General features: G+C 62.2%; 25 protein-coding genes and 2 tRNA genes. 15 read left to right on the plus strand and 12 right to left on the minus strand.

From position 1 onward, the window contains the following. The first annotated feature begins 104 nt into the window (after positions 1-104). Both N0P34_RS07755 and N0P34_RS07760 read left to right on the plus strand, forming a co-directional pair. The gene (locus tag N0P34_RS07755) at positions 105-1190 is read left to right on the plus strand and encodes a PLP-dependent cysteine synthase family protein (protein WP_275606441.1); all 1086 of its coding nucleotides are present in this window, start codon (positions 105-107) and stop codon (positions 1188-1190) included. Beyond that, positions 1190-2653 (plus strand): aspartate aminotransferase family protein, encoded by a 1464-nt coding sequence (locus N0P34_RS07760; protein WP_275606442.1) that lies wholly within the window; start codon positions 1190-1192, stop codon positions 2651-2653. The genes N0P34_RS07755 and N0P34_RS07760 overlap by 1 nt, the downstream gene beginning before the upstream one ends. Positions 2654-2691: 38 nt before the next feature. Here the strand turns inward: N0P34_RS07760 and N0P34_RS07765 are convergent, their stop codons facing one another. Further along, the gene (locus tag N0P34_RS07765; RefSeq protein ID WP_275606443.1) at positions 2692-3162 is read right to left on the minus strand and encodes a DUF1772 domain-containing protein; all 471 of its coding nucleotides are present in this window, start codon (positions 3160-3162) and stop codon (positions 2692-2694) included. Positions 3163-3249: 87 nt separating this feature from the next. On the opposite strand from N0P34_RS07765, the gene N0P34_RS07770 reads away from it, so the two are divergent. The 3 genes from N0P34_RS07770 to ilvC all read left to right on the plus strand — a co-directional run bounded on the left by N0P34_RS07770 (position 3250) and on the right by ilvC (position 5803). Beyond that, a complete protein-coding gene (locus N0P34_RS07770; protein WP_275606444.1) occupies positions 3250-3906 on the plus strand; it encodes a TetR/AcrR family transcriptional regulator in 657 nt (218 codons plus the stop codon). A 200-nt stretch (positions 3907-4106) separates the two neighbouring features. Next, positions 4107-4754 carry a TetR/AcrR family transcriptional regulator gene (locus N0P34_RS07775; RefSeq protein WP_275606445.1) on the plus strand — a complete coding sequence of 216 codons (648 nt, stop codon included), beginning with the start codon at positions 4107-4109 and terminating at the stop codon, positions 4752-4754. 26 nt (positions 4755-4780) lie between these two features. Then, the gene (gene ilvC, locus N0P34_RS07780; RefSeq protein WP_275606446.1) at positions 4781-5803 is read left to right on the plus strand and encodes a ketol-acid reductoisomerase; all 1023 of its coding nucleotides are present in this window, start codon (positions 4781-4783) and stop codon (positions 5801-5803) included. 57 nt (positions 5804-5860) lie between these two features. On the opposite strand, the gene N0P34_RS07785 is transcribed toward ilvC, so the two are convergent. Next, on the minus strand, positions 5861-7093 hold the full coding sequence (locus tag N0P34_RS07785) for an FAD-dependent oxidoreductase (RefSeq protein ID WP_275606447.1): 1233 nt from the start codon (positions 7091-7093) through the stop codon (positions 5861-5863). 159 nt (positions 7094-7252) lie between these two features. Here N0P34_RS07785 and N0P34_RS07790 point away from each other — a divergent pair, with 159 nt between their 5' ends. From N0P34_RS07790 to N0P34_RS07820, 7 genes are all read left to right on the plus strand, one after another. Further along, entirely contained in the window at positions 7253-7714 is a 462-nt protein-coding gene (locus N0P34_RS07790; RefSeq protein ID WP_275606448.1) for a GFA family protein, read from the plus strand. A 4-nt stretch (positions 7715-7718) separates the two neighbouring features. After that, the gene (locus N0P34_RS07795) at positions 7719-8210 is read left to right on the plus strand and encodes a heme-degrading domain-containing protein (RefSeq protein ID WP_275606449.1); all 492 of its coding nucleotides are present in this window, start codon (positions 7719-7721) and stop codon (positions 8208-8210) included. A 3-nt stretch (positions 8211-8213) separates the two neighbouring features. Beyond that, positions 8214-9101, plus strand: a complete 888-nt coding sequence (locus tag N0P34_RS07800; protein WP_275606450.1) for a PhzF family phenazine biosynthesis protein — start codon at positions 8214-8216, stop codon at positions 9099-9101. A gap of 67 nt (positions 9102-9168) precedes the next feature. Then, the gene (locus N0P34_RS07805; protein WP_275606451.1) at positions 9169-9597 is read left to right on the plus strand and encodes a hypothetical protein; all 429 of its coding nucleotides are present in this window, start codon (positions 9169-9171) and stop codon (positions 9595-9597) included. A gap of 136 nt (positions 9598-9733) precedes the next feature. Then, the gene (locus N0P34_RS07810) at positions 9734-9856 is read left to right on the plus strand and encodes a hypothetical protein (RefSeq protein ID WP_275606452.1); all 123 of its coding nucleotides are present in this window, start codon (positions 9734-9736) and stop codon (positions 9854-9856) included. Positions 9857-9971: 115 nt separating this feature from the next. Beyond that, complete coding sequence (locus N0P34_RS07815; protein ID WP_275606453.1) at positions 9972-11534, plus strand: 2-isopropylmalate synthase; 1563 nt, start codon at positions 9972-9974, stop codon at positions 11532-11534. 359 nt (positions 11535-11893) lie between these two features. Further along, complete coding sequence (locus N0P34_RS07820) at positions 11894-12739, plus strand: endonuclease/exonuclease/phosphatase family protein (protein ID WP_275606454.1); 846 nt, start codon at positions 11894-11896, stop codon at positions 12737-12739. On the opposite strand, the gene N0P34_RS07825 is transcribed toward N0P34_RS07820, so the two are convergent. Continuing rightward, entirely contained in the window at positions 12724-13836 is a 1113-nt protein-coding gene (locus N0P34_RS07825) for a pyridoxal phosphate-dependent aminotransferase (RefSeq protein WP_275606455.1), read from the minus strand. The genes N0P34_RS07820 and N0P34_RS07825 overlap by 16 nt on opposite strands. Before the next feature lie 233 nt (positions 13837-14069). On the opposite strand from N0P34_RS07825, the gene N0P34_RS07830 reads away from it, so the two are divergent. The 3 genes from N0P34_RS07830 (at position 14070) to N0P34_RS07840 (ending at position 14751) form a co-directional block, all read left to right on the plus strand. Then, the gene (locus N0P34_RS07830) at positions 14070-14267 is read left to right on the plus strand and encodes a hypothetical protein (RefSeq protein WP_275606456.1); all 198 of its coding nucleotides are present in this window, start codon (positions 14070-14072) and stop codon (positions 14265-14267) included. A 134-nt stretch (positions 14268-14401) separates the two neighbouring features. Beyond that, a tRNA-Lys gene (locus N0P34_RS07835) sits at positions 14402-14477 on the plus strand. A gap of 198 nt (positions 14478-14675) precedes the next feature. Beyond that, positions 14676-14751 (plus strand) — tRNA-Lys (locus N0P34_RS07840). 202 nt (positions 14752-14953) lie between these two features. On the opposite strand, the gene N0P34_RS07845 is transcribed toward N0P34_RS07840, so the two are convergent. Genes N0P34_RS07845 through N0P34_RS07885 form a run of 9 tightly spaced genes read right to left on the minus strand, consistent with a single transcriptional unit; the run spans position 14954 to position 24162 of the window. Then, complete coding sequence (locus tag N0P34_RS07845) at positions 14954-15610, minus strand: nuclear transport factor 2 family protein (RefSeq protein WP_275606457.1); 657 nt, start codon at positions 15608-15610, stop codon at positions 14954-14956. A gap of 13 nt (positions 15611-15623) precedes the next feature. Further along, complete coding sequence (locus N0P34_RS07850; RefSeq protein WP_275606458.1) at positions 15624-16880, minus strand: CoA transferase; 1257 nt, start codon at positions 16878-16880, stop codon at positions 15624-15626. Further along, positions 16877-17938: a CoA transferase gene (locus N0P34_RS07855; RefSeq protein WP_275606459.1), complete on the minus strand. Its 1062-nt coding sequence runs from the start codon at positions 17936-17938 to the stop codon at positions 16877-16879. The genes N0P34_RS07850 and N0P34_RS07855 overlap by 4 nt, the downstream gene beginning before the upstream one ends. Then, positions 17935-18819 carry a hypothetical protein gene (locus N0P34_RS07860; RefSeq protein ID WP_275606460.1) on the minus strand — a complete coding sequence of 295 codons (885 nt, stop codon included), beginning with the start codon at positions 18817-18819 and terminating at the stop codon, positions 17935-17937. The genes N0P34_RS07855 and N0P34_RS07860 overlap by 4 nt, the downstream gene beginning before the upstream one ends. Further along, positions 18816-19679, minus strand: coding sequence for an ABC transporter permease (locus N0P34_RS07865; RefSeq protein WP_275606461.1), 864 nt, complete (start codon positions 19677-19679; stop codon positions 18816-18818). The genes N0P34_RS07860 and N0P34_RS07865 overlap by 4 nt, the downstream gene beginning before the upstream one ends. Further along, a complete protein-coding gene (locus tag N0P34_RS07870; RefSeq protein ID WP_275606462.1) occupies positions 19679-20617 on the minus strand; it encodes an ABC transporter permease in 939 nt (312 codons plus the stop codon). The genes N0P34_RS07865 and N0P34_RS07870 overlap by 1 nt, the downstream gene beginning before the upstream one ends. A 52-nt stretch (positions 20618-20669) precedes the next feature. After that, the gene (locus tag N0P34_RS07875; protein WP_275606463.1) at positions 20670-22211 is read right to left on the minus strand and encodes an ABC transporter substrate-binding protein; all 1542 of its coding nucleotides are present in this window, start codon (positions 22209-22211) and stop codon (positions 20670-20672) included. Continuing rightward, positions 22208-23203 (minus strand): ABC transporter ATP-binding protein, encoded by a 996-nt coding sequence (locus tag N0P34_RS07880; protein WP_275606464.1) that lies wholly within the window; start codon positions 23201-23203, stop codon positions 22208-22210. Before N0P34_RS07880 ends, N0P34_RS07875 begins: the two co-directional genes overlap by 4 nt. Next, a complete protein-coding gene (locus N0P34_RS07885) occupies positions 23200-24162 on the minus strand; it encodes an ABC transporter ATP-binding protein (protein ID WP_275606465.1) in 963 nt (320 codons plus the stop codon). The genes N0P34_RS07880 and N0P34_RS07885 overlap by 4 nt, the downstream gene beginning before the upstream one ends. Positions 24163-24279 lie beyond the last annotated feature (117 nt).

Raw genomic sequence — 24279 nt, forward strand, 5'->3', positions numbered from 1 at the left:
CGTTTCCACGGTTTCTCCCACGATAGTCGGCTCGAGATCATCATAGCATTGAATCCATTGGCGTGCATCCGGCCAGGTCCGGCAGCGCAAAAGGGAGATGTCTCATGCAGAATTCAAGCACACGAACCACTAAGGGGCGGGGGCGGCTTTTTGACAGCATTCTTGAAACAGTGGGCGACACGCCGGCTGTCCGGATCAACAATCTGGGCGTGCCCGGTGTTACGCTTTACGTGAAAGCCGAGTTCTTCAATCCGGCCGGCTCGGTGAAGGACCGCCTTGCCCTCAACATCATCGAGGAGGCGGAACGGAGTGGGGCGTTAAAGCCCGGACAGACGGTCGTTGAGGCGACGAGCGGAAATACCGGCATCGGCCTGGCAATGGTCTGCGCCCAGAAGGGATATCCCCTGGTGGTGACCATGGCGGACAGCTTCTCCATCGAGCGCCGCAAGCTGATGCGCATGCTGGGTGCCAAGGTCGTGTTGACGCCGCGCGCCCAGAAGGGCCTCGGCATGTACAACAAGGCTGTCGAACTTGCTGAAACCAATGGCTGGTTTCTCGCTCGGCAGTTCGAAACCACCGCCAATGCGGACATTCACGAAGCCACTACAGCCCGGGAAATCATCAATGATTTCGCAGGGTCGCGGCTGGATTACGTGGTTACGGGCTACGGCACAGGCGGTACGGTGGCCGGCCTTGCCCGCGTCCTGCGGCGGGAGCGCCCCGAGACCCGTATTGTGCTCAGCGAACCGGCCAATGCGCAATTGCTGGGGAGCGGGCACTCCCAGGAGCGCAGCCCGCAGGGCGCGCCCAGCGTCAGCCACCCTGCCTTCACGCCGCACCCCATCCAGGGCTGGACGCCGGATTTCATCCCCCTCGTGTTGCAGGAAGCGGTCGACACCAAGGGCTATGACGAGCTGATCCCGGTTGCTGGTCCCGATGGCATGGTCTGGGCACGACTGCTGGCGCAGAAGGAGGGCATACTGACCGGTATTTCCGGCGGCGCGACCTTTGCCGTCGCCCATCAGGTGGCGGAGCGAGCACCCGCCGGCTCGGTCATCCTGTGCATGCTTCCCGATACGGGCGAGCGCTACATGACGACGCCCCTGTTCGAGGCGATCGAGGCGGAGATGGATGCGGAGGAAATGGCGCTGTCCCAGTCCACTCCCGGCTACCATTTGGAGCCAGCCTGATGGACGCCCCGGCACCGCGGGAGGAAACGCTGGACCCCGAAGACTGGGGCGAAACGGAAGCCCTCTCCCAGCAGATCGTGGCCGATGCGGTGCGCTATCTGCGCACACTGCGCGAGCGAAAGCCGTGGCAGGCCATGCCCGCCACGGTTCGGAATATTTTTGCCGAGCCGGTGCCGCATGGTCCCTCGTCGCTGCCCGACGTCTATCGCTCGGTCACCGAGAACCTGATGCCCTATCCCATGGGCAACATCCATCCGCGGTTCTGGTCGTGGTACATGGGATCGTCCAATTTCACCGGCGCGCTGGCCGATTTCCTCGCGGCGGTGCAGGGCTCCAACCTCGGCGGTGGCAATCATGCCGCCGCCCTGCTCGACCAGCAGGTGGTCGGCTGGTGCAAGCAGATGCTGGGCTTCCCCGCCAGCGCCAGTGGCACGCTCGAGAGCGGTGGCTCGATGGCCAATTTCATTGGTCTCACGGTCGCCCGCAACGTCAAGGCGGGCGTGGATGTGCGTGAACAGGGCGTGGCGGCGATCCCGCAGAAATTGCGGTTCTATGCTTCCGATCAGGTCCATTCCTGCCACCGCAAGGCCATGGAGGCGCTGGGCCTCGGAAATCAGGCCTTGAGGCGCATTCCCAGCGATGCCGATCTGCGCATTGACATCAAGGCGCTTCGTCTGGCGATTGCGGAGGATCGGGCCAACGGGCTTCGTCCGGCCTGCATCATCGGAACGGCGGGAACGGTCAATTCCGGTGCCATCGATGATCTGCCCGGCCTTGCGGCGGTGGCGGCGGAGGAGGATTTATGGCTTCACGTCGACGGATGCATTGGGGCTTTGATCGCTATCGCTCCCGATAACGGGCGCCTCGTCGCTGGCATCGAGCGCGCCGATTCCATTGCGCTTGATCCGCACAAATGGCTGCACGCGCCGTTCGAAGTCGGGTGCGCATTGATCCGCGATCCAGGCGCCCATCACGGCACCTTCGCCGTGACCCCGGAATATCTCGAGCAATCGCCCCGCGGTCTGGCCGCGGCGCCCTGGCTACATGAATATAGCCTGCAGACCACCCGCGCCTTCCGGGCGCTGAAAGTCTGGATGTCTATCAAGGAGCACGGCATCGACAAGTTCGGGCGGATGATCGACCAGAACATCGCCCAGGCGCATTTCCTGAGCGATCTCATCGATGCCGAGCCGAGCCTCGAACGACTGACGCCGACAAGTATCAATATCGTCTGCTTTTCCGTCCGTGCAGAAGGCGGCGACCCCGCCGTCACGAAGGCGATCAACGTCGAGATCATGCTGCGCCTTCAGGAGGAGGGCATCGCAATGCTTTCGGATACAACGATCAGGGGGCGGCATTGTCTCCGCGTCGCCATCGCCAATCACCGGACAAGGCGAGAGGATCTGTCCCTCCTCGTGCGGGAAATCGTTCGGTTGCAGAAATCGGTATCAGAGGCACGATAGCGACCCGTTTGATGACATGCCGCCTCGGTCCTCGGAGCCTAGCCCCCGCGGTCGGTGAACACAGCCGCGATCAACAGGAATTGGGCGCCCAGCATGGTGGCCAGGCGCGCCTGATGCCAATACCACCACCGGTCCCGCACGGAGGTCCAGTCCTCCGGCATGGCTGCGGGCGTCCAACCCATGATCTGGTCATTGATGGGCTGGTTGAGAAAGCGCGTGATGACCCCGCCCGCGACGATCGCCAGCGCGGCAAGCATATACAATACCAGTACCGAAGGCCGATTGCGGCCAAGCACAGCAAGGACCACCACCAGGGCCAGAGATGCGGCCGCCATTGCCGGCAACAGGGAATTGAGGCCACGGACGGCGCCTTGATGCACCTCGACGAAAGTTGTCGGCGCATAGATGGTAATGTCATAGCCGCGCCAGATGCCGAACATGCCGCCGGTGACCAATCCGACAAGCAGCAGGGCGAGCGTTTGGGTGGCAGTGGGGAGAGCAGCAGACATGATGAACTCCGCGATGTGTTGACCCCTGTGGCTCGCGCTGACATGAGTTAACGGGCGAATTATTCAATAAACTAACGGTGTATCTAAATGCCCGAAGATGTCAAGCCGAAGCGAAAATATGCCTCCACGCGTCGCGCCAGCCAGGCGGCCGACACGCGGGAGGCCGTGATCTCGGCGGCGCGGCAGCAGTTCATCGCGAGTGGCTGGCAAGGCACGACCATTGCGGGCGTGGCACGCGCCGCGGAGGTCTCCAAGGAGACCATCTATGCCGTGTTCGGCAACAAGCAGGCGCTTCTCCGGGCGGTCCTGGAGCGCGCCGTTCGGCGTTCAGATCCTGGCGTCCCGCTCCTGCAACAGGCCGGCCCGCAGGCCGTTGCTGCTGCGGCCGACCAGAGGACGCAGATCGCGGTGTTTGCCAAGGATATTACAGCTGTGTTGGGCAATGTGGCCGAACTCGTTGCCGTCGTGCGCACTGCCGCCGGCACCGATATTGAGCTATCTGAATTGTACCGTAGCCTCCACGACGGCCGCCGCCGCAACCTCGCCTTTGTCGCCAAGCTCCTGGCTCAGAAGGGCGCTTTGCGCCATAGCATGGACGCAGAAGCGGCGACAGGCGTGCTCTGGCGGCTCGCGAGCCCAGAGCTCTATCTCCTGATGACCGATCTTGAAGGGCTGCAACCGGCCGGCTATGCGGAGTGGCTCACGGGTGCGCTGACGGACGCGCTGCTGCCCGGCGCCGATTGACGGCGAGACCAAGCCGCAGCGGATCCAGTGCCTGTTTCAGAAGGCGGATTCCGGAGAAAGGGCGTGCCTGTCCACGACCAAGCGGAAATCGATCCTGCGGTGCGCACGATTCCCTCTTGCACTGAACCGTACCGTACGGTACGCCTGCGGACGGAAATGGCCGAAACCGTTCGGACATCAGTATTGCGGGGTGGGTCACTTTGCCTTTGCCCATCAAGATCAGCGAAGAAACCTTCACGCCCCGCCAGCAGGCGGTGCTGACGGCCGCGCTCGATCTCCTGGTCGAGAACGGCGATGGCCTGACCATGACTGCGGTGGCGCGTCGGGCGTCCTGTTCCAAGGAAACCCTCTACAAATGGTTCGGCGACCGCGATGGCCTGCTCACGGCCACCGTGCAGTGGCAGGCGGCCAAAGTGCGCATGCCGAGCGTCGATCGCAGCCATCTCACCGCAAAAGTGCTGCGCGAAAGCCTCGAGCAATTCGCGCGCGATTTACTCACCACGATTATCGGCGAAGTGTCGATCACGCTCAACCGCACCGCCGTTACCCATGCTGCCCAGGAGAAGGATAGCCTGGGCCAGATCGTCCTGGAAAACGGCCCGCTGGCCATCCGTCGGCGCCTGAAGCCCATTCTCGAGGCCGGGCGCGATGCGCGCCTCCTGCGCTTTACCTCCAGCGAGGACGCCTACCGAACATTTTTCGGCCTTGTCGTGCGCGACGTGCAGATCCGTCTGCTGCTCGGCGACAAAAGCCTGACCCAATCCAATGTCGAAGCCAATGTCGAAGCCGACATCAAGGCCGCGACGGATCAATTCCTGGCCCTCTATGGGGCCAAGGCCAACAACTGACAAACGCAAGTCCAGGGAGCACCCAAATGCGCGTCTATTACGATCGTGATGCCGATCTCAATATCATCAAGGCCAAGAAGGTCGCCATCATCGGCTACGGTTCGCAGGGCCACGCCCACGTGCTGAACCTGCGCGATTCGGGCGTCACCGACGTCGCCGTCGGTCTGCGTCCGGGTTCGCCGTCCGCCAAGAAGGCCGAGGGCGAAGGCCTCAAGGTCATGTCGGTTGCCGAGGCTTCCGCATGGGCAGACGTCATCATGCTCCTGACCCCCGATGAGCTCCAGGCCGACATCTACAAGAAGGACATCGAGCCCAATATCCGTGACGGCGCAGCGCTGGCTTTCGCACACGGCCTCAACGTCCACTTCAACCTCATCGAACCCAAGTCCACCGTCGACGTGATCATGATCGCGCCGAAGGGCCCGGGCCACACCGTGCGCGGCGAATATCAGCGTGGCGGCGGCGTGCCTTGCCTGATCGCTGTTCACCAGGACGCTTCGGGCAATGCCCATGACATCGCTCTGGCCTATGCTTCGGGCGTTGGCGGCGGCCGTTCGGGCGTCATCGAAACCAATTTCCGCGAAGAATGCGAAACCGACCTGTTCGGTGAGCAGGTCGTCCTCTGCGGTGGTCTGGTCGAACTCATCCGCGCTGGCTTCGAAACCCTGGTTGAAGCCGGTTACGCTCCGGAAATGGCCTATTTCGAGTGCCTGCACGAAGTGAAGCTGATCGTCGACCTGATCTACCAGGGCGGCATCGCCAACATGAACTACTCGATCTCGAACACCGCCGAGTGGGGCGAATACGTCACCGGCCCGCGCATCATCACCTCGGAAACCAAGGCCGAGATGAAGCGCGTTCTGCACGACATCCAGTCGGGCAAGTTCACCTCCGAGTGGATGCAGGAAATCAAGTCCGGCGGTGGTGCTCGCTTCAAGGCGACCCGTCGCCTCGCCGACGAGCATCCGATCGAAGACGTCGGCCACAAGCTGCGCGACATGATGCCCTGGATCAAGGCCGGCGCGCTGGTCGACAAGGCCAAGAACTAATCGATCTGCCAATCCATATCGAGCGGGGCCCTTCGGGGCCCCGTTTCTTTTCGGCCGCTACTGTGGTCTCCGCGCGAAGTCGGGGGCGTGCTCGGGTTGCGGTCCGAAGGCGATAAGCCGCGCGGGCAGGGCGGTGAGCCCCGGAATGAAACGGGCGGCAAAGAGGACGACGCTGGGCGGGCCGGCGCGTTTGCCGGCAAAGGTCGGCACGAACAGGATCCGATGCAGGACGCGTTGCGCAAATTGCAGGATCACCGTTGGCCGCCAGCGGCGCCGACGCACCGCGGCCAGGTTCTGTGGCGTGAGCGCTCCATCGCGTAGGGGCTGCGCCAGGATCGATGCTGCGGCGACTGCATCCTGGATGGCGAGGTTGATGCCCACCCCGCCGGCAGGCGACATTGCGTGCGCGGCGTCGCCAATGCAGAGCAGGCCGGGCCTGTGCCAGATCTCGAGCCGGTTGAGCCGCACGTCGAGCACGTGCACATCCTCCATGGTGGCGAGCGCATCGACCCGGTCGGCAAAGTCCGGCCTGATGGCCGCGACACGCTCGCGGAAGCGCTCGATCCCTTCGGTCCGCAACCGCGCGTCGGCACCCTTGTCGGTAAAATAGGCGACCTGGTAAAAAGTCTCGCGGGTCAGCGACAGCATGATTTCACGCCCCCGAAACTGGGGGATGAGCGTTGCCACTTCGCCCATTTCGCTGGCATGGCGTGGCAGTCTGAACCACCAGGTGTCGAACGGAACGGGGAATTCGCGCGGCACCAGCCCGGCCTTCTGCCGGGTGATGGAATTTCGCCCGTCGCAGGCCACCACCAGATCGGCGGTGATCTCGCCCTCTTCGCCGTCCCGTTCCCGATAGCGCACGCCGATGACAGTGCCATCCGTCCTGAGCAGATCCGTCACTTCGGTGTTCATGCGAATGGAAAAACTCGGCTCGCGACAGGCCGCATCGCGCAGAAAATTGAGGAAGTCCCATTGCGGCAGCATGGCGACATAGTCGTAGGGTGGCTTGAGCCGCGAGAAGTCGCCGAGCAGCACGGTGCTGCCATCGGGCAAGGGAAACTGGAAGTTCTGCAGCCGTGTCTGGTTGAGCTGGCGGAAGGCATTGCCCAGTCCCAGCTCATCCAGCAACTCAATGGTGGAAGCATGCACGGTGTCCCCACGGAAATCGCGCAAGAAATCGCCGTGCTTTTCCAGGACGGTGACTGTCACTCCCGCCCGAGCGAGCAACAAGCCCAGCATGATCCCGGCCGGGCCGCCGCCGGCAACCAGAACGCTTGTCTGTTCCATGCCAACTCCTTCCCATGCTCGTCTTGCAATCATCTGCGCCCCAATCGCGGGCGTAAAGCCAGATCATTCAGATTATCGCCCGACAGCGGCCTTCTGCGGACAAGGATCTTGGTCTAGAACCGATCGAGGATGAGCGCCGTGGAGTCGTGGAGGGTGGCGATGGGTCTGCCGGATTTTCCTGTCGAAGGCGGTTGCCAGTGTGGCGCGGTGCGTTACCGGCTCAAGGCCGGCCCGCTCTCGGTCTACAATTGCCATTGCAAGGACTGCCAGCGATTTTCGGGCGCGGGGTGGTCCATGTCCATGATCGTGCGCGACGCGGACTTCGAGGTCGAGGGGCCGACGGTTCAGTATCGGCGCACCGCCGACAGCGGCAATGTCATCGTCATGAATTTTTGCGCCAATTGCCATGGCTGGCTGTGGAACGATCCGCCATCGCCCGGCATCAAGGTGGTTAGGGCCGGTACGCTGGATGACATCGACTGGGCCGCTCCCGTCGGCAATATCTGGACCGACAGCAAGGCCGCATGGGCCGGCATCGATCCCCAACTCGTCAACTTTCCAAAGGGCGCAGTGGACCGTACGCCGCTTTACGACGCCTGGACCCGCCTTCATCAGGACTGAACCCATGACCACCGAAGACGATATCAGCCGCGTCAAGCGGCAGGAACTCGAACTTGTCCTTCCCGCGCTCGATGAAGGCGTCGCCTTCTATATCGGCGCCGCCATCCGCGCCCGTGCGCTGGCCGAAAACCTCTCGCTTGTGGTCGATATCCGCACCTGGGACCGCCAGCTCTTCTTTTCGGCCACGCCAGGCACCAGTTTCGACAATGCCGAATGGGTTCGTCGCAAGATCAATTCGGTCCGCCGCTTCCAGCGTGCCAGCTATCGGCTCGTGCTCGAGCGTGGCGAAGCGCCGTTCCCGCCACAGTCAGGTGTCGATCCCGCCGACTATGTCATTGCCGGCGGCGGGTTTCCGCTGCGTGTGCCGGGGGCCGGCATCATTGGGGCGCTGACCATTTCGGGCCTGCCGGGCCGCAGCGACCATGGCGTCGCCGTCGATGCGATCTGCGATCATCTTGGCCGCAATCGCGCTGACTATGCCCTGCGCGAGGTCTGAGCCATGAAGCTTCCCTATCTCCTGCTCGATGTCTTTACCCGGGAGCGCTTCAAGGGCAATCCGCTCGCCGTCGTGCCCAAGGCCGATGGCCTTCTCGACAACGAGATGCAGATGATCGCCAAGGAGTTCAACCTCAGCGAGACGGTGTTCTTCTGCAAGCCATCGGCGGAGCGCAACACCGCCGCCCTGCGCATTTTCACGCCCTATCAGGAGCTGCCTTTCGCCGGCCATCCGACCATTGGCTCCGCCGTGGTCCTCGGCCTTCAGAACAAGCTCTCGGCTGTGCGCATGGAGGAAAAGGTCGGCCTCGTCACCGCCCTGGTTGAACGCCTCGACAAATCCACCGGCGAAGCGCGATTCTCGCTGCCAAAGCTCTCCGCCCGCGTGGACGACATCCGCGACAATCTCGGCATCGCCCAGGTTCTGGGCATCGAGATCGAGGATATTGGGTGCGATCTCTACAAGCCCGCCGTCTTTTCGGCCGGCGTGCCCTTCCATCTGGTTCCGGTCCGCAATGCGGATGTGTTGCGCCGCCTCTCGGTCAACCACGCGCTCAAGGACAAGGTGTTCACGCATGATCGGCATTCGGTCTATGTCTTCACCCTCACGCCGGACGAGCCGGAAAACGACATCGCCGCCCGCATGTTCGGCATGGGCCTCGGGGAGGATCCGGGCACCGGAGCCGCTGCAGCGGCCCTCATTGGTCTCCTGGCCGAAAACCAGCCCTTTGCCACCGGCCAGGCTGATTTCGTCCTGCGCCAGGGCCACGAAATGGGCCGCCCCTGCCGGATTACCCTGCAACTCCGCAAGGAAAACGAGCAGCTTGTCCACGGTGCCATCGGCGGCCATGCCGTGATCGTGGGCGAGGGTACGCTCGATCTGGGAGACTGATCCTCTTTCGGGCGTTTTCCGGGCGTGCTAATTTGCGCCCGGGAATGCTCGCAGTGGGGAATGGACGATGGAAGTCGTCATCAATCTGCTCATCTGGGCCCATATCCTGGCGTTCATTGCCGGGGGCTCCAATTCCGTTGTTGGTCCGGTCATTGGGGCGCGCATGCATGGGGCCAGCCCGGAGGTTAGCGCCGGCTATTTCGCCGTGATGAACAGGCTGGGGCAGATCGGCAGGGTGGCCATGATTGTCCTCCTTGTCACCGGCCCACTCATCATGTTCCTCCGCTATGGCGGGCTTGGCGGCGCTAATATCTGGTTCTGGGTGAAGATGGCGCTGATCGTTGTGATGCTGGCCTCGATCATCTTTGGCGGCATTCAATCCAAGAAAGCCCAGGCGGGCGATGCCCAAGCCGGCACCCGCGCCCACGCTGCCCACAGGATTACCGGCCTTGCCTTTGTCGGTGTCATCCTTGCTGCGGTTCTGGCGTTCAACTGAGGCTGCATTTGCCTTTTCCGCGCCTGGGGCCCGATAATTTCTCGCAGACGGCCAGATTCGCCCCCACTTTCTTGCCCCATCCCCTTGCATCGTCAGCGTGATTGTCGCATGCTCCTTGCAAATAGAGAGCACTTCCATGCAGCGCCGTCGCGCCAAAGCCATTGCAATCGCTCAGCAGCAGGTCCTCCAGACCAAGCTGATGATTGCGGCTGCCATGCTGCTTTTGCCTGCGCTCCTTCTCCTTCTTATCAGCCCCTGATCACCGGCAGCTCGGATAACGAGCGGGTCGTCAGGGGATTGCGCCACAAACCGAACATTAGAAATGTCCGGTCCAGCGAGCCATTGCCTCGGGGCCGATAGGAAAAGAGCCTGATATGACCAGCACCGCTTCCAACAGCAACAAAGAACGCGTCTTCATCTTCGACACCACGCTGCGCGATGGCGAGCAGTCGCCCGGTGCCACCATGACGCTGGAAGAAAAGCTGCAGGTTGCCGAATCTCTCGACGAAATGGGCGTCGACATCATCGAAGCCGGTTTCCCCATTGCTTCCAATGGCGACTTCGAGGCCGTCGTTGCCGTCGCCAAGCAGGTCAAGCGCGCCACCGTCGCCGGTCTCGCCCGCGCCATCACCGCTGATATCGATCGCGCCGGTGAGGCCGTCCGCCACGCCCAGCGCGGCCGCATCCACACCTTCGTTTCCACCTCGCCCATTCATCTGGCCCACCAGATGAAAAAGACCGAGGACGAGGTCATCGAGATCATCTCTCGTACCGTCGCCCACGCCCGCAATCTGGTGGACGATGTGGAATGGTCGGCCATGGACGCCACCCGCACGCCGCTCGAATTTCTGAAGCGCTGCGTCGATGCCGCCATCAAGGCTGGCGCGACCACGATCAATCTGCCCGATACGGTCGGCTATGCCGTTCCCGACGAGCATTTCCGCATGTTCAAGACCATCATCGAGAGCGTGCCCAATTCCGACAAGGCCATCTTCTCGGTCCACTGCCATGACGATCTGGGCATGGCTGTCGCCAATTCCCTGGCCGGCGTGGCTGGCGGCGCGCGCCAGATCGAATGCACCATCAATGGCCTGGGCGAACGCGCCGGCAATGCCGCGCTCGAGGAAGTGGTGATGGCGCTGCGCACCCGCGGCGATGCCATGCCGTTCTTCACCGACATCGACAGCACCCATCTGGCCCGCGCCAGCAAGGTGGTGTCCGCCGCCTCGAACTTCCCGGTGCAGTACAACAAGGCCATCGTCGGCAAGAACGCTTTCGCCCATGAAAGCGGCATCCATCAGGATGGCATGCTCAAGAACGCCGAAACCTACGAGATCATGACCCCGGCCAGCGTCGGCATCAAGGAAACGACCCTGGTCATGGGCAAGCACTCCGGCCGCGCCGCCTTCAAGGACAAGTTGAAGGAACTGGGCTACGAGCTTGGCGATAATGCCTTCCAGGAAGCCTTCCAGCGCTTCAAGGATCTGGCTGACCGCAAGAAGCACGTCTACGACGCTGACATCATCGCGCTGGTCGATGACGAAGTCGGTTCGGTCGGGGATCGCATCAAGCTGGTCGACATGGAAGTCGTTTCCAAGACCGGCGGCGTCCACAAGTGCAACCTCGTCGTTACCATTGATGGCGAAGAGACCAGCGTTTCCTATGAAGGCACCGGTTCGGTCGACGCCATCTTCAACGCCATCAAGGCCGCTGCCGGGCAGGACCCGCATCTGGTGCTCTACGCCGTCGACGGCGTCACCGGCGGCACCGATGCGCAGGCCTCGGCCCATGTCCGTCTCGAAATGAACGGCCGTATCGCCTCGGGCAATGCTGCCGAGCCCGATACGCTGGTGGCCTCGGCCCGTGCCTATCTCAACGCGCTCAACCGCGTCATGATCGAGCGCGGCGCCTCGGCACAAGGCGCGCTGGCCGGCTGATCGCCCGCCAGTCGAAGATATAGAACAGCATGGCCGGACATCATCGTCCGGCCATTTTGTTTTGGGGCCCTATCTCTCCCACCCACCGGCCCGCCTCCCTCCCCCTCGCGGGGAGGGATTGAGGGTGGGGGGCGGGGAGCCTGGAACCCCGCAAGCAGCTCCAGCTCTTCCCAAATTGACCCGCCCTTGCCATGATCCGCCAGCGAATCCCGCCGGCATAGGCTGGGCCGCAGGAGGTCGTCATAAGCTTTCCTTCCCCACTGAGCCGGGACGAATTTCGCGGCGCGCTCTTTGCGCTCGGCGCGCTGCTGGCGATTGTCCTGGCGATCGCCTCGCTCTCCATCAATTTGCCCGGTGCCTTGCTGCTGCAGAGCCTGCGCTTCCACCTGATTGCCGCAGGACTCTGCCTGCTTGTGCTGATGGTCATTGCCGGGGCCCGCTGGCGTGCCGGTCTTTTTGCGCTTGTGCTGGTCGCGGCCAGTGCCCATGCAGGGCGCTTCGTGCTCGAATATCAGGACCGCCGTTCCGAGCCTTTGGGGGCACCGGTGGCCGAAATCTCGTTCATCAGCTTCAACGTGCTCACAGGCAATCGACGTTCAGTCGAGGCGGCCGATTTCCTTGCTGCCTCTGGCGCCGACATCGCCGTGGTTATGGAGACGCCGGGCATTTTCAATCAGCTGGATCGCCTGAGGGAGACCTTCCCGTATTCGATCGGATGCACTCGGCCCCAGACCTGCGATATCTCCATTCATTCCCGCCTGCCCATCGAGGGCGGCGAGATCCGCACCATGCAGCCCTTTCATTTCGAGCGGCTGGCCATCGCACCCGTCACGATTGGTGGGCAAAAGGTCACCATCGTCGGCGTCCACCTGTCAAAACCTTATTTCGATGAGGCGTCGTGGCTGGAGCTGCTGACCATTGAGCGCGTTCTCAGCCGGATCGAGGGGCCAGTCCTCCTGGCCGGTGATTTCAATTCCGCCCTCTGGTCGGGCCCCGTCGCGCGTCTTGCCCGCGCCCAGGATCTGGCTCCAGCTCCGTTCTACCCCGCGACCTGGCCGGTCCGCGCGGGGCCGCTCGGCGTGCCGATCGACAATATCCTCACCCGAGGCAATGCGCGTATCATGGCGCTGTCTGCGGGCAGTGACAGCTTTGGATCCAACCACCGTCCGCTGTCGGCCCGTGTAGAGCTCTACGCGGCTCCCTGAGCGGCACGAAGCGCGACGGGCAGCGTGGCTTCGAGAATCTTCATCTCGGCCTCTGGCGCCGCGCTGATGCGAATGTGCTTATCGAGCCCCGGCGCCATCGGCTTGCGGATGAACACGCCCAGCTTGCCCAATTCTTCCAGTACCTTCTGAGCGTAGGCACCGTCGTGGCCGCAATCAATTGTCACAAAATTTGTCGCCGAAGGCAGCGGAATTAACCGATTGGCGGTCGAAATGTTAGCAATACGCTGACGCGAAGCGGCAATCTGCGACTTTACCCAGTCGAGATGGGCCTCATCGTTCAGCGCTGCCAGCGCCCCTGCCTGAACCAGCCTGTTGACCCCGAAATGATTGCGAACGCGGTTGAAGGCGCCGATCACCTGCCGGTGGCCGATGGCATAGCCGCAGCGCATCCCGGCCATGCCATAAGCCTTTGAAAAGCTTCGCAGTCTCAACACGTTCGCGCGGGACGTATCGATTGGAGGAAGACCGTCATCCGGCGCCAGTTCGCCATAGGCTTCGTCCAGCACAAGGACGCAAGTCTCTGGCAATGCTGCGATAAATCGCTCCACTGCCGCCGCCGGCCAGAACGAGCCCATCGGATTGTCCGGATTGGCGAGGTAGACCATCTTCGCACCCGTCCGCTCCACGGCCGCGAGCAGGCCGTCCAAATCCTCGTTAACGCCTTGATACGGAACGTATTCCAGCCGCCCGCCATAGCCAGCGACATGGTAGTTGAAGGTCGGATAGGCCCCCAGCGAGGTCACCACCACGTCACCGGGCGCAATGAACAACCGCACCGCCAGTCCCATCAGGCCATCGGCGCCTTCCCCAATAGCAATCTCGTCGGCGGCGATTCCAAGCTTGGTGGCCAATGCCACCCGCAAAGCATGGTTCTCCGGGTCGGGATAGGCCCAGCTCTTGGACGCCTCTTCGCGCATGGCCGTCAGCGCTAAGGGACTGGGGCCAAATGCAGATTCATTGGCACCCAGCCGCGCCCGCACTGCTATCCCACTCCGCCTCTCGAGCGCTTCCGGCCCGACAAAGGGGACGGTTTCGGGCAAGTCCGATACGATTGCGGTAAAGGGGGGCAGGGGCATGGACGCCTCCAATTTGGCTCTCGATCTATTCTTAGCGGGTCGTCCGACCGGAGCCACTCCCTGACATCAAGTTTCTGCACAGGACGAGGCGGAAAAATCCCCAGCCGCGACAAGGGTCGATAAAATTCTAATTAAGTTGCAGCCACTTGGGAAAGATGTCGGGAACTATGCGGGTTCAGTCTTAGCCTATGCCGAACCACCGGCGATTCCCACGAATGCCATGGAGCCCGACAATGCCGCCCACCTTCTTGCTCGCTCGCGATCACTTGCAGCGCGCCGCCGTTATTCTTCAGGGCGCCGACACGCGCTCGCGCCAGCTGCGCCACATCATCGAGCGGACCATTGGGCTGATGGACGATCTGCGCCAGGAAGCCAACGAAATGCCGGAAAATGTCTATAGCCTCGAGGCTTACCGCCGTGAGCGCGGCTAGGCCCGCCGCGCGTCAGGCAGATAGTCGCCACGCGACATTTTTATCCACAGTCCGAGATTTTAGACGCTAGACAGACCAAAATGCCTTTGTTAGAACGCGCCAACTTTGAAGAACGGCGTTGTCGAAACAAAGCCGGGTGCATAGCTCAGATGGTAGAGCAGCTGACTCTTAATCAGCGGGTCCAAGGTTCGAGCCCTTGTGCACCCACCAAAGTTCTCCTTGCCTGGCAAGGTTTTAACAAGGCGGCCTTTGGGCCGCCTTTGTTGTTTCAGCCCCTGGGCCGGCCTGCGAAAATATCTGCTCACCGGCGAAAGAAGTACGGTAGTTCTCCTCTTCCGACGCTGGACAGGGCCAAATCGCTTTGCTAGAAGGCGTCAACTTTGAAGACGGCGTTGTCAAAACAAGGCCGGGTGCATAGCTCAGATGGTAGAGCAGCTGACTCTTAATCAGCGGGTCCAAGGTTCGAGCCCTTGTGCACCCACCAAAGTTCTCCCTGCCACGGCACGGAGTTAACAAGGCGACCTTCGGGTCGCCTTTGTTGTTTCCGGAGCTGCGCAGTTTCGCCTGCCGGGCGACGATCCACATTAGGCCACCTGCGCCGGCCCATGCGCGATGCAATTTTCAGAACCCGACACAAAAATACCGGGACACGAATGCCCCGGCATCTCCAAGCAAATCCTGGGTTTCTAGCTGGCCTTGACGTTGCGGCCGATCTTCTCGCCAGTCACGGGGTGCTGGTAGTGAAACGGCGGGATGAAGACATCCGGCAAGGCCGCATAGGTGTGGGTGGGGAGCCGATCCGGCGGGAAAGATTCGCTCATGGTTGTCAGCGGGAGCGTCTCCTGGCCGAAGCCCTTTTCATAGGGCGTATAATAAGTTGCGAACCAAGTGAGGCGGGAGATTTTCCAGGTCCCGCCTTCGCGGACATATTCGTTCTCGTAGACCCCTTCGGCAAACTGGGCATGCTTCCCGAACTCACCGGCCTGGATGAACGCCCGCCAGCGGCCGAGCGCCTTGTCCCCGCCTTCGTCCAGCGTCACGACGCCTTGCAATTGCATGTGGTTCATCAATTGCCCGTGGTTGAGCCCGTCATGCCCCTTGCCCATGACATCGCGCAGGAAAATGCGAATGCGTTCAATACCTTGGTAAACCCCACGGCCGCCGATTTCGATCTCGCCGTCCTGGCTGAACAGTTCGGCCAGATCGCTCCACAGCGCCTTGTCTACAAAGTAGCCATAGGTGCGCTGCAGGACCTTGATGGCTTCGATATCTTCCAGACGCTGCAGGCGCCGCTCCAACGCTGCTATCTGGCTGGCCTGTTGGGCAATTATTGTCTCGTTCATTGCGAAACTCCTCCTAATTTCGGTATGGGTCGTTGCTGGTCGTGCCCTGCGCTGCCAATTCGGCGAGTTCGGCATCACCCAGTCCCGCCCACTCGCGCAGCACTTCTTCAGTGTGCTGGCCGAGCATGGGAGCAGGATTGAGTCGGGGCAGTCCGGTTACCGCAAAACGGAACGGCAGGCCCTGGTAGGGCCGCAGGCCCGCTTCGGGATGGTCAATTTCTTCGAAGAAATGCGTTGAGTGCAGGTGGGGATCGAGCGCGACGTCCCTGCCATGGCACACCGGCGCTGCGGCAATGCCGGCCCGCTGCAGGCGCGGGGCGATCCAGTGTTTTTCGTGCTTTTCCGTCCACGCGGCCACAGCGCCATGCAATTGATCGGCGTGTCGGATGCAGTCATCCTTGGCGGCGAGGGCGATGTCCGCCAAATCGGCACGGCCGATCAGGTGGGCGAGGGTGCTCCATTTTTCCTCGGTATCGATGCTGATCGCCACCCATTCTTCGGAGCCGCGGCAGCGGAAGGCGTCGTGAATAATGGCCGAGTTCTGTCGATTGCCCTGCGGCGCTGGGGGCTCGTTGTTCTCCAGCGACGCCAGGACCAGCCCCCCAATCAGCGGCATCGCCGCTTCCACCTGCGAAATCTCGACATATTGACCGCGCCCGGTCTGCTCGCGCTGGTGCAGCGCGGTCATGATGGCGGCGGCGCCGTTATACCCCCCGATAGGGTCGAGATAGGCCGGCCCGGTGGCCGTCGGTGCCCCGTCGCCATATCCGATGAAATTGCTCATTCCGGTGGAAAATTCCATGCTCGGACCGAGCGCCGACAGGCCCGCCATGGGTCCGTCGATACCGAAGGCCGGCATTTCAACCAGAATGATGCCGGAGTTGATGGCGCTGAGCGCTGCATAATCAAGGCCCATGCGAGCCAGCGTTCCGGGAGTGAAGTTCGACACGATCACATCAGCGCTGGCCGCAGCGGCCTGAAGCGCTTCGCGGCCACCGGGGCTCTTGATGTCGATGCAGAGCGATCGCTTGTTGAGGTTCTGCGAATTGAACAGCACGGTGCGATCGTAGGGGCGATCGCCCAGCACGCCGTCGGGATAGCGCCGGGGATTTTCACCGGTCAAGCCGCCGCGCCAGAGATCCATGCGCTTGGCGGCCTCGACATGGACGACGTCGGCGCCGAGCGCAGCCAGAACGCGGCCCACAAAGGGCCCGGCCCATGCGGTGGTGACGTCCAGAACGCGTATGCCGTGGAGGGGACCGGCGCTCATGATGATGCATCCTCTTCCGTTGTCAGGGCATTTTCGGCGCGCCAGCACGCCTGGCTGAGGCGGAACGGTGCGCCGAAAGCGCGGCGCTCGCCCGCATCCGTCTGCGCGCTCTTCCAATATTTACGGGCTGCCAGGTGAGGGGAGTTTGCCAGCTCTTCAGGCGTGAGGCTGGCGGCGGCCGGCACGCCAAGGCTTTGAAGCAGCATCACCAGGTCGGCTGCCGTAATGTCCTTTGCGGCGGCACTGGCCTGCTCGGAAACCTGATCCCAGCGTGCGAGCCGATCCACCTGCGTCTGAAAATCGGGATGGTCGCGCAGCGCACTCAGTCCCAACGCTTCGCACATTGCCGGCCAGCGATAGGCGTAGACGAATACGGTCACCCATCCGTCGCGGGCGCGGATCAGCAGGTCGGGATTGTATTTGGTGCCGTTCCGTTCATCGAATGTGCCACTGTAGAAATATTGATTGGGCAAATTGTAACTCATCGAAGCCGCAGTCTTGTGGACGTCGATGTCGATCAGTTCGCCCGCACCGGTTCGCAAGGCGGCGAGGACCGCGGTATAGGCTCCAACCCCTGCCACATGCTGCACACGGTGCCCGACGCCAAAAAGCGGCGCCTCGCCGGTGCGACCGTTGTAGTACATGATGCCGGACAGGGCCTGGTGGACCATTTCGCCGCCCTGCCAACCGGCATAAGGCCCATATTCCCCGAAATCGCTGATGCGGCAGAATACTGTCTTGCCTGCAGGGTCTCGAAGTCGATCCACAAGGTCACCGCGGGGCACCAAGACGACGTGCGCGGCCGCACACATGGCCTTGAGGCGGGCAAAGTCCCTTTCGGCGTCCAGCACAACCGAACGCTTGTCGATGTTCAGATGGTAAAACGTGGTGGAGTCGCCGTGCAGCTTGCTGAACGGCCCGAGCTGACGAACCTGCGATCCGCCCGGCGGTTCAACGAGAACAACGTCGGCTCCATAACCCGACATCAATCGTGAGCAATATTGTCCGGCCACCGATTCAGAGAGATCGATGACCTTGAGATCTGCAAGTGCGGTCATTGCGCAGCGTTGACCTCGCGTGTGCGGTAGATAACGCTGCGCCGACACAAGGCGACGGGGCGTCCGGTTGCCGTCTGAACCAATTGCTCGGTATCGAAATAGTGGTGCCCCTTGCGCTCATACACCGCTACGACGCGCCCGCTGGCGGACAGTGTCTCGCCGGGCTCGGCCCAATCAAGCATCTGGGTATCACCCGAAACATGGATGCCGGGCGTCGAATACTGGAAGCTGTTGATCGCGTCGTGGCTGGTCAGGTGCTGGTAGGCGACGGGATGAATGCTGCCATAGGGCCATTGACCCGAAACCCCGCCAATTCGTCCAAGCATCCGTTGGTGTTCGGTTTGGTCCATCAGGGTCGGTGCGCTGGACAGGAACTGCCCGGGCGCGAGGATGCCGGGCTCGGCAAGGGGCAGTTGTTCGGGCACGGGCAGCACCTGACGCGGAAAATCAGCGGGCACTGTGGGTGCCTGGTTAGGGAGGGCGGCGTCACCGATGGCCAGCACTGCGTCTTCGCGCATGACCACGATGTCGCAACGCTCTCCGTCCGCGTCCGATACAAATCGATAACAAGCGGTGAGCTGGTCCTGGTGGTAGCCGGGGCGGATATGTTTCATCGCGACACGGCCGCGCTTCAGCCAGTCCTTGCCCCACCGGTCGACCAGTGCCGGCATGGTGTGCGCGCAGATAACGATCCCCGGCACCAACGCGCCCTGATAACCATAGCGCTGGGCGACGCTGTCATCATGGATGCCGCCGGCTTCTTCCTGATGCTTGGACCGCTCGCGCGTGGGATGGCCGACTTCGTTGATGACGGTGAAATCGAAGACGTGGTCGGCATTGCTGCGGTCGAGCGCTTCGGCGGACATGTTTGCTGCATTCATCGGGAATAGATCTCCAGACGGTCGCGGACTTCGTCCCCGACGCGATAGATGGCGAGTACGGTGAACACCACGATGAGACCGGGCAGAACCGGGGCCATCGGGTCGATCATCAGATAGCGGAAGGTTTCGGCGACCGAACTTCCCCAGCTCGGGTTGGGGTTCGGCACGCCGAGGCCGAGGAAGTTGAGGCCGGTCTGCGCAAGCACGGATAGGCCGCAAAGCAGCGTCAGCTGGACCACGGTTGCCGGCAGCACGCTGGGCAGCACATGGTTGAAAATGCGATACGATGTCGACGATCCGAACATGCGCGTTATCTGCACATAGTCGCGGTTGCGCACGCTCAGCACGCCGACGCGAACGACGCGGGCGACCAGGGGCGAATAGACGATCCCCAGCGAGAACATGGTGTTCTGAAGTGTGGCTCCCAGCGCGCTGGTGAGCGCGAGAGTGAGTATGAGGCCGGGGAAAACCAGCAGCGCGTCGACGAAGCGCATAAGGGTGAGGTCCACCCAACCGCCAACGTAGCCCGAGACCAGGCCCCACGGTATGCCGATGGCGGCCGCCGTGCCGATTGCGATGAGCATGCCCAGCAATGTGGGCTGCGTGCCGTAGATCAAACGCGACAGGACGTCTCGGCCCAGATCGTCGGTGCCGAGCAGATATTGCCCCGAGGGCGGCATCAAGACGTCGGCGGGATTTTGCGAGATCGGGTTGTAAGGCGCAAGGATCGGAGCAAACAGCGCCACAAAGACTGCGAATACGAGCCAGGCCACTGCGAGGACCAAAGTGGGCTGCGACAGGACCGATAGCATCCGGCCGAAGCGGCGGCCTTCAGGGGGCATTTTGTCGACGATTGTCATCAGCGGGTTCTCGGATCGATGGCCGCGACAATGAGGTCGACGACGAGGTTGATCAGAATGACGATGAACATTAGAACCGTCGTTACGCCCTGCACGACTGGAAAATCCTTGGACAGCACGGACTGCACGAGCAACTCGCCGATGCCTGGGATGGCAAATACGGACTCGATGAGCACCGCGCCGCCAATCAAGACGGAAGCCACCATTCCCACGACCGTGATGATCGAAGGCAGGGCGTTCTTCAGCGCGAAGCGCAGATAGACTTGATGCGCGGGAAGTCCCAGCGACCAGGCAGTCCGGACATACTGAGCGGAAAGGGCCTCGTTCATGGCGCTGCGGGTAAATCGCACAATGATCGCGATGGGCCCCAAGGCGAGTGTCACCACGGGCATGACGACCGATTTGAAATGGACGACCAGACCTGCAGAGGGCGGTGAGAAGCCTGTCGGAGGTAGCCAGAAGAGCTGGAGGGCGAAGAGGTTGACGGCCAGCATGGCAAGCCAGAATTCGGGAACTGCGATCCCGATCGAGGTGAAGCTCCGGATGCCGCCGTCGATGGCGCCACCGGCGCGCACGCTGGCGATGATCCCCAATGGAATGCCGACGAGCACGGCCAGGATCAAGGCCTCAAGTGCGATGGTCGCTGATACGGGCATACGGTTGGCCACCAGGGTGGTCACTTCGGTACGGTTGACGAGAGAGCGGCCGAGCGATCCCTCTGTCATCTGACCAAGCCAACTCAGATATTGGACCGGCAAGGGCCGGTCGAGGCCGAGCTCGCGGTTGATGTGCGCCACGAATTCGGGTGTTGCGTCCGGACCGGCAATCGCATAGGCGGGGCCACCTGGGGTCAACTGGACGATGGAGAACACCAGTATCGAGGCCAGCAGGGCGGTGGGGATTATCGTCCCTAGACGTTGGAGAATGAGCAATAACATCAGGCACCTCGAGGTGTTTGTTTGGGGGAGAGCGTGCTCTCCCCCGATCGCGTTACTCGAAGTACAGTGTGGTCAGATTGGCCTTGCCCATGAGATTGGGCAATTCACCGGCGAGCTGGCTCGATTGGGCGAAGACACGCGGCTGGAAGTACAGTGACACCCACGGCACGTTGTCGACCCACATGGCATTGAGCTCATCGAAAATCTTCTCCTGTTCTGCAGGATCGGAAGTGGCGAGCAGGCGTTCCACGGCCGCGTCGACACCGTCAAACGGCTCCTTGGAGACGTGATAGGCGGCGTAGGACGTGAAGGTCTGCTGATAGGTCATGATGGGCGAGGGGCGCCCGCTCCAGCCTGCCAGGTTCAACATTATCGCCTGTTGGCCGTTGTAGAGCTCGATGCAGGCTGCGCCAGTGGCCAGCATCTCGCCGTTGAGCGTGATGCCCGCGGGCCGGAGCTGTTCGCGCATCATGTCAACCAGCTTGGCACCCGGGGCGGGCGAGCCGCTATTGGCGTTGGCGCAGATAGCGACCTCCACACCGTCCGGATACCCGGCTTCAGTGACCAATTGCTTGGCCTTGACTGGATCGTAAGTGTAGTGGCCGTCGAGTTCTGGGGTAGAAGGCCAATAGCTCGGTGGGACCAGAAGGCTTGCCGGCAGCGCCTCGACCTCGCCACCATAGGCGATGCGGGCGAGAGCTTCTCGATCGATGCCATAGGAAAAGGCCTGACGAACGAGCTTGCTCGAGACCGGCTCGAGATTGGTGTTAACCGCGATCACCACCGAGGCAATGGTCGGCTGCGTCATCACCTGCAGGTTGGGATTGCGCCTGATCACCGGCAGGTTCACAGGATCAATGCTCATCACATAGTCGACTTGGCCGGCCATGAGGGCCGAAACCACGGTCGTCTGGTTCTTGATGATGCGGTATTCCAGGCCATCGAGCTTGATGCGCTCAGGATTCCAATAGTCAGGGAAGCGTTCGAGGGCCAGATTGTCGCCGGCCGCCCAACTGACGACCCGGAACGGACCCGTGCCGGCGGGATTGCGGCCGACACCTTCAACGCCGAACTCGGCGATGGCCTTTGGCGAAATGATCATGCCGCCGCGATCCATAAGGAGCGAGGTGAGCACGGAGTACGGCCGGTCGACATGCAGTGCGACGGTGAACTCGTCTACCACCTCGACCTCGGTGACCGGGTTGAGGTCGGCCTGCTTGCCCGAGCTTTGATAAAACTCGATGCTCGTCTTGACCGCCTCGGCATTGAAGGGCTCGCCGTCGTGGAATGTCACACCCTGGCGCAGCTTGAGGACGAGAGTCCTGTTTTCGTCCGCCCATTCGAAAGACTCCGCAAGCATTGGGCGCGGTTCGAGCGTTGCGGGGTCGAAATCCAGCAGGCGATCATAGACGGTGTAAAGGAAATGGATATCGCCGCCCGACAGGCCGTTTGCTGGGTCAAGGGTCGTGGGCTCCTCTCCCACGCCGATGACGGCAATGTTGGTGTCAGGCCCGGCATATGCCGCCGGGGCTGACACTATCGTGGCGAAAGTGGCTGCAAGTAACAGACTTGCAGTAATTTGCTTCAGTCTCATGTTCTTCCTCCCTCAGAAAGTAGATCGTCGATTTCTTGGATGCGGTGGCAAGCGACTTGCCGACCGGAATAGGCGGTTAGCTCGGGCACCGTTGTGCGGCAGACATCGGCCACGAATGGGCACCGCCGATGGAAACGGCAGCCTGGTGGCGGGGCCCCGGCATCATCAGCCTCGCCCTGCGCAACCACCGTCGCCGCGCGGGGTTTGCCGATAGTGGGTACCGCGCCGACCAGGGCCCTGGTGTAGGGGTGCTTGGGCTGCTGGACGACCTCCCGCACGGGGCCATTTTCGACCAGTTTTCCGAGGTACAGCACGGCAACATGGGTGGCGATCTGCACCACCGCACCCATGTCGTGGGTGATGAAAAGATAAGTCAGTTCCCGGCTCTGCTTCAGGCGGCTCAACAGCCCCAGGATCTCGTTGCGGACCGACAGATCGAGTGCGGACACCGCTTCATCGAGCGCGATGATGGTCGGCTCGGCCGCGAGCGCCCGGGCTATGTTGACACGTTGGCGCTGTCCGCCAGAGAGCTGATGGGGGTAGCGGTCCAGAAACTCTGCAGGCAGGCCGATGTCATCAAGGATTTTGGCAGCCAGGGTCCGGAGTTCCGTGCCGCGACGCTTCTGCATCAGGCGATAGGGCTCGCTGATAATGCGCCAGATGGGCCAACGCGGATTGAGCGCTCCGCCAGAGTCCTGGACGACCATCTGGATACCGGCGGCGCCCGCGTCCCTTGCCGTCATGCCGCCTTGCTGGAGTTCCACGCCCGCAACCTGCACGCGGCCCATGGTCGATGGGACCAGCCCGCAAACCGCACGGGCGAAGGTCGATTTGCCAGAGCCCGACTCGCCGATGAGCGCCAGGGTCGACCGCGCCGGCAGGCTTATGCTGACATTGCTGATGGCCTGGACATCAGAAGCGCGCGGCCGCTTGAAACGAACGACGAGGTCGTCGACGGACAGGGCGATTGACCCGTGGGCTTCGCTGGTCATTGGATAACTCCCACATCGTCGACGAGGACACATCGGACGCCGCGCCCGTTATCCACCTCTCGAAGGGCCTGTGGCTCGACGCATCGGTCGTGTGCATGCGGGCAGCGGTTCCGGAACCGGCACCCATCCGGCCATCGACCTGCGAGCGGCGGCTGGCCCGGTATGCCTTGAAGCAGAACGCCGACTTCCGACATGTCCGGCGTGGCCCCCACAAGAGCGGCGGTGTAGGGATGACGCGGGCGATAGATGATGTCTGCGGCCGTGCCCACTTCGACGACCTGCCCAGCATAGAAGACGGCGATGCGATCGCATGTCTCGGCAATCAGTCCCAGATCGTGGGATACGAAGATGACGGTAAGGTTTTCTTCCGCCGCGAGCTTGAGCAGCAGGTCGACGATCTGCGCCTGGATCGTCACGTCCAGGGCGGTGGTGGGTTCGTCGGCAATCAGCAGGCGTGCCCCCGAAGCCAGGGCCATCGCGATCATGACCCGCTGGCACATGCCGCCGGAGAATTGATGGGGATAGGCGCGGGAGCGTTGCTCGGGGTCGGGAATTCCGACTCGACGCAGGAGCTCAAGCATACGGTCCTTCAGGGCCTGGCCCCGCAATTGCGTATTCGCGCGAACGACTGCTTCGATCTGTTCACCGACGGTGAAGACCGGGTTCAGGGCGCTGGCCGGCTCCTGAAAGATCACCGTCACCAGCCGACCGCGCACCTGGCGCATTTCGTGTTCGGTGAGGACAGTAAGTTCCTGCCCATCCAGAGCGATTTGACCGCTGATGGACAATTGTCGCGGCAGCAGGCGTGGAATTGCCAGGCCCGTCAACGTCTTGCCACTACCGCTCTCGCCGACGATCCCGAAGATCTCCCCGGCCTTCACCTCGAACGAAATCGGGCCCACCAGATGTTGGGCGGCATATTTGGTTGAGATGCACACTCCCTCGAGTTTGAGCACCATGTCCTCCCCCTGACGCACGTGCTTTTCGCATCTTGGCGCCCGCTCGCGGCAATCGCGAATAATGTTCTACAACATAACAATTATACGAAGGCGCGCAAGCGCCAACCCGTAGCCGGA

Source organism: Devosia sp. FJ2-5-3 (assembly GCF_029201545.1).
Taxonomy (GTDB): Bacteria; Pseudomonadota; Alphaproteobacteria; order Rhizobiales; family Devosiaceae; genus Devosia.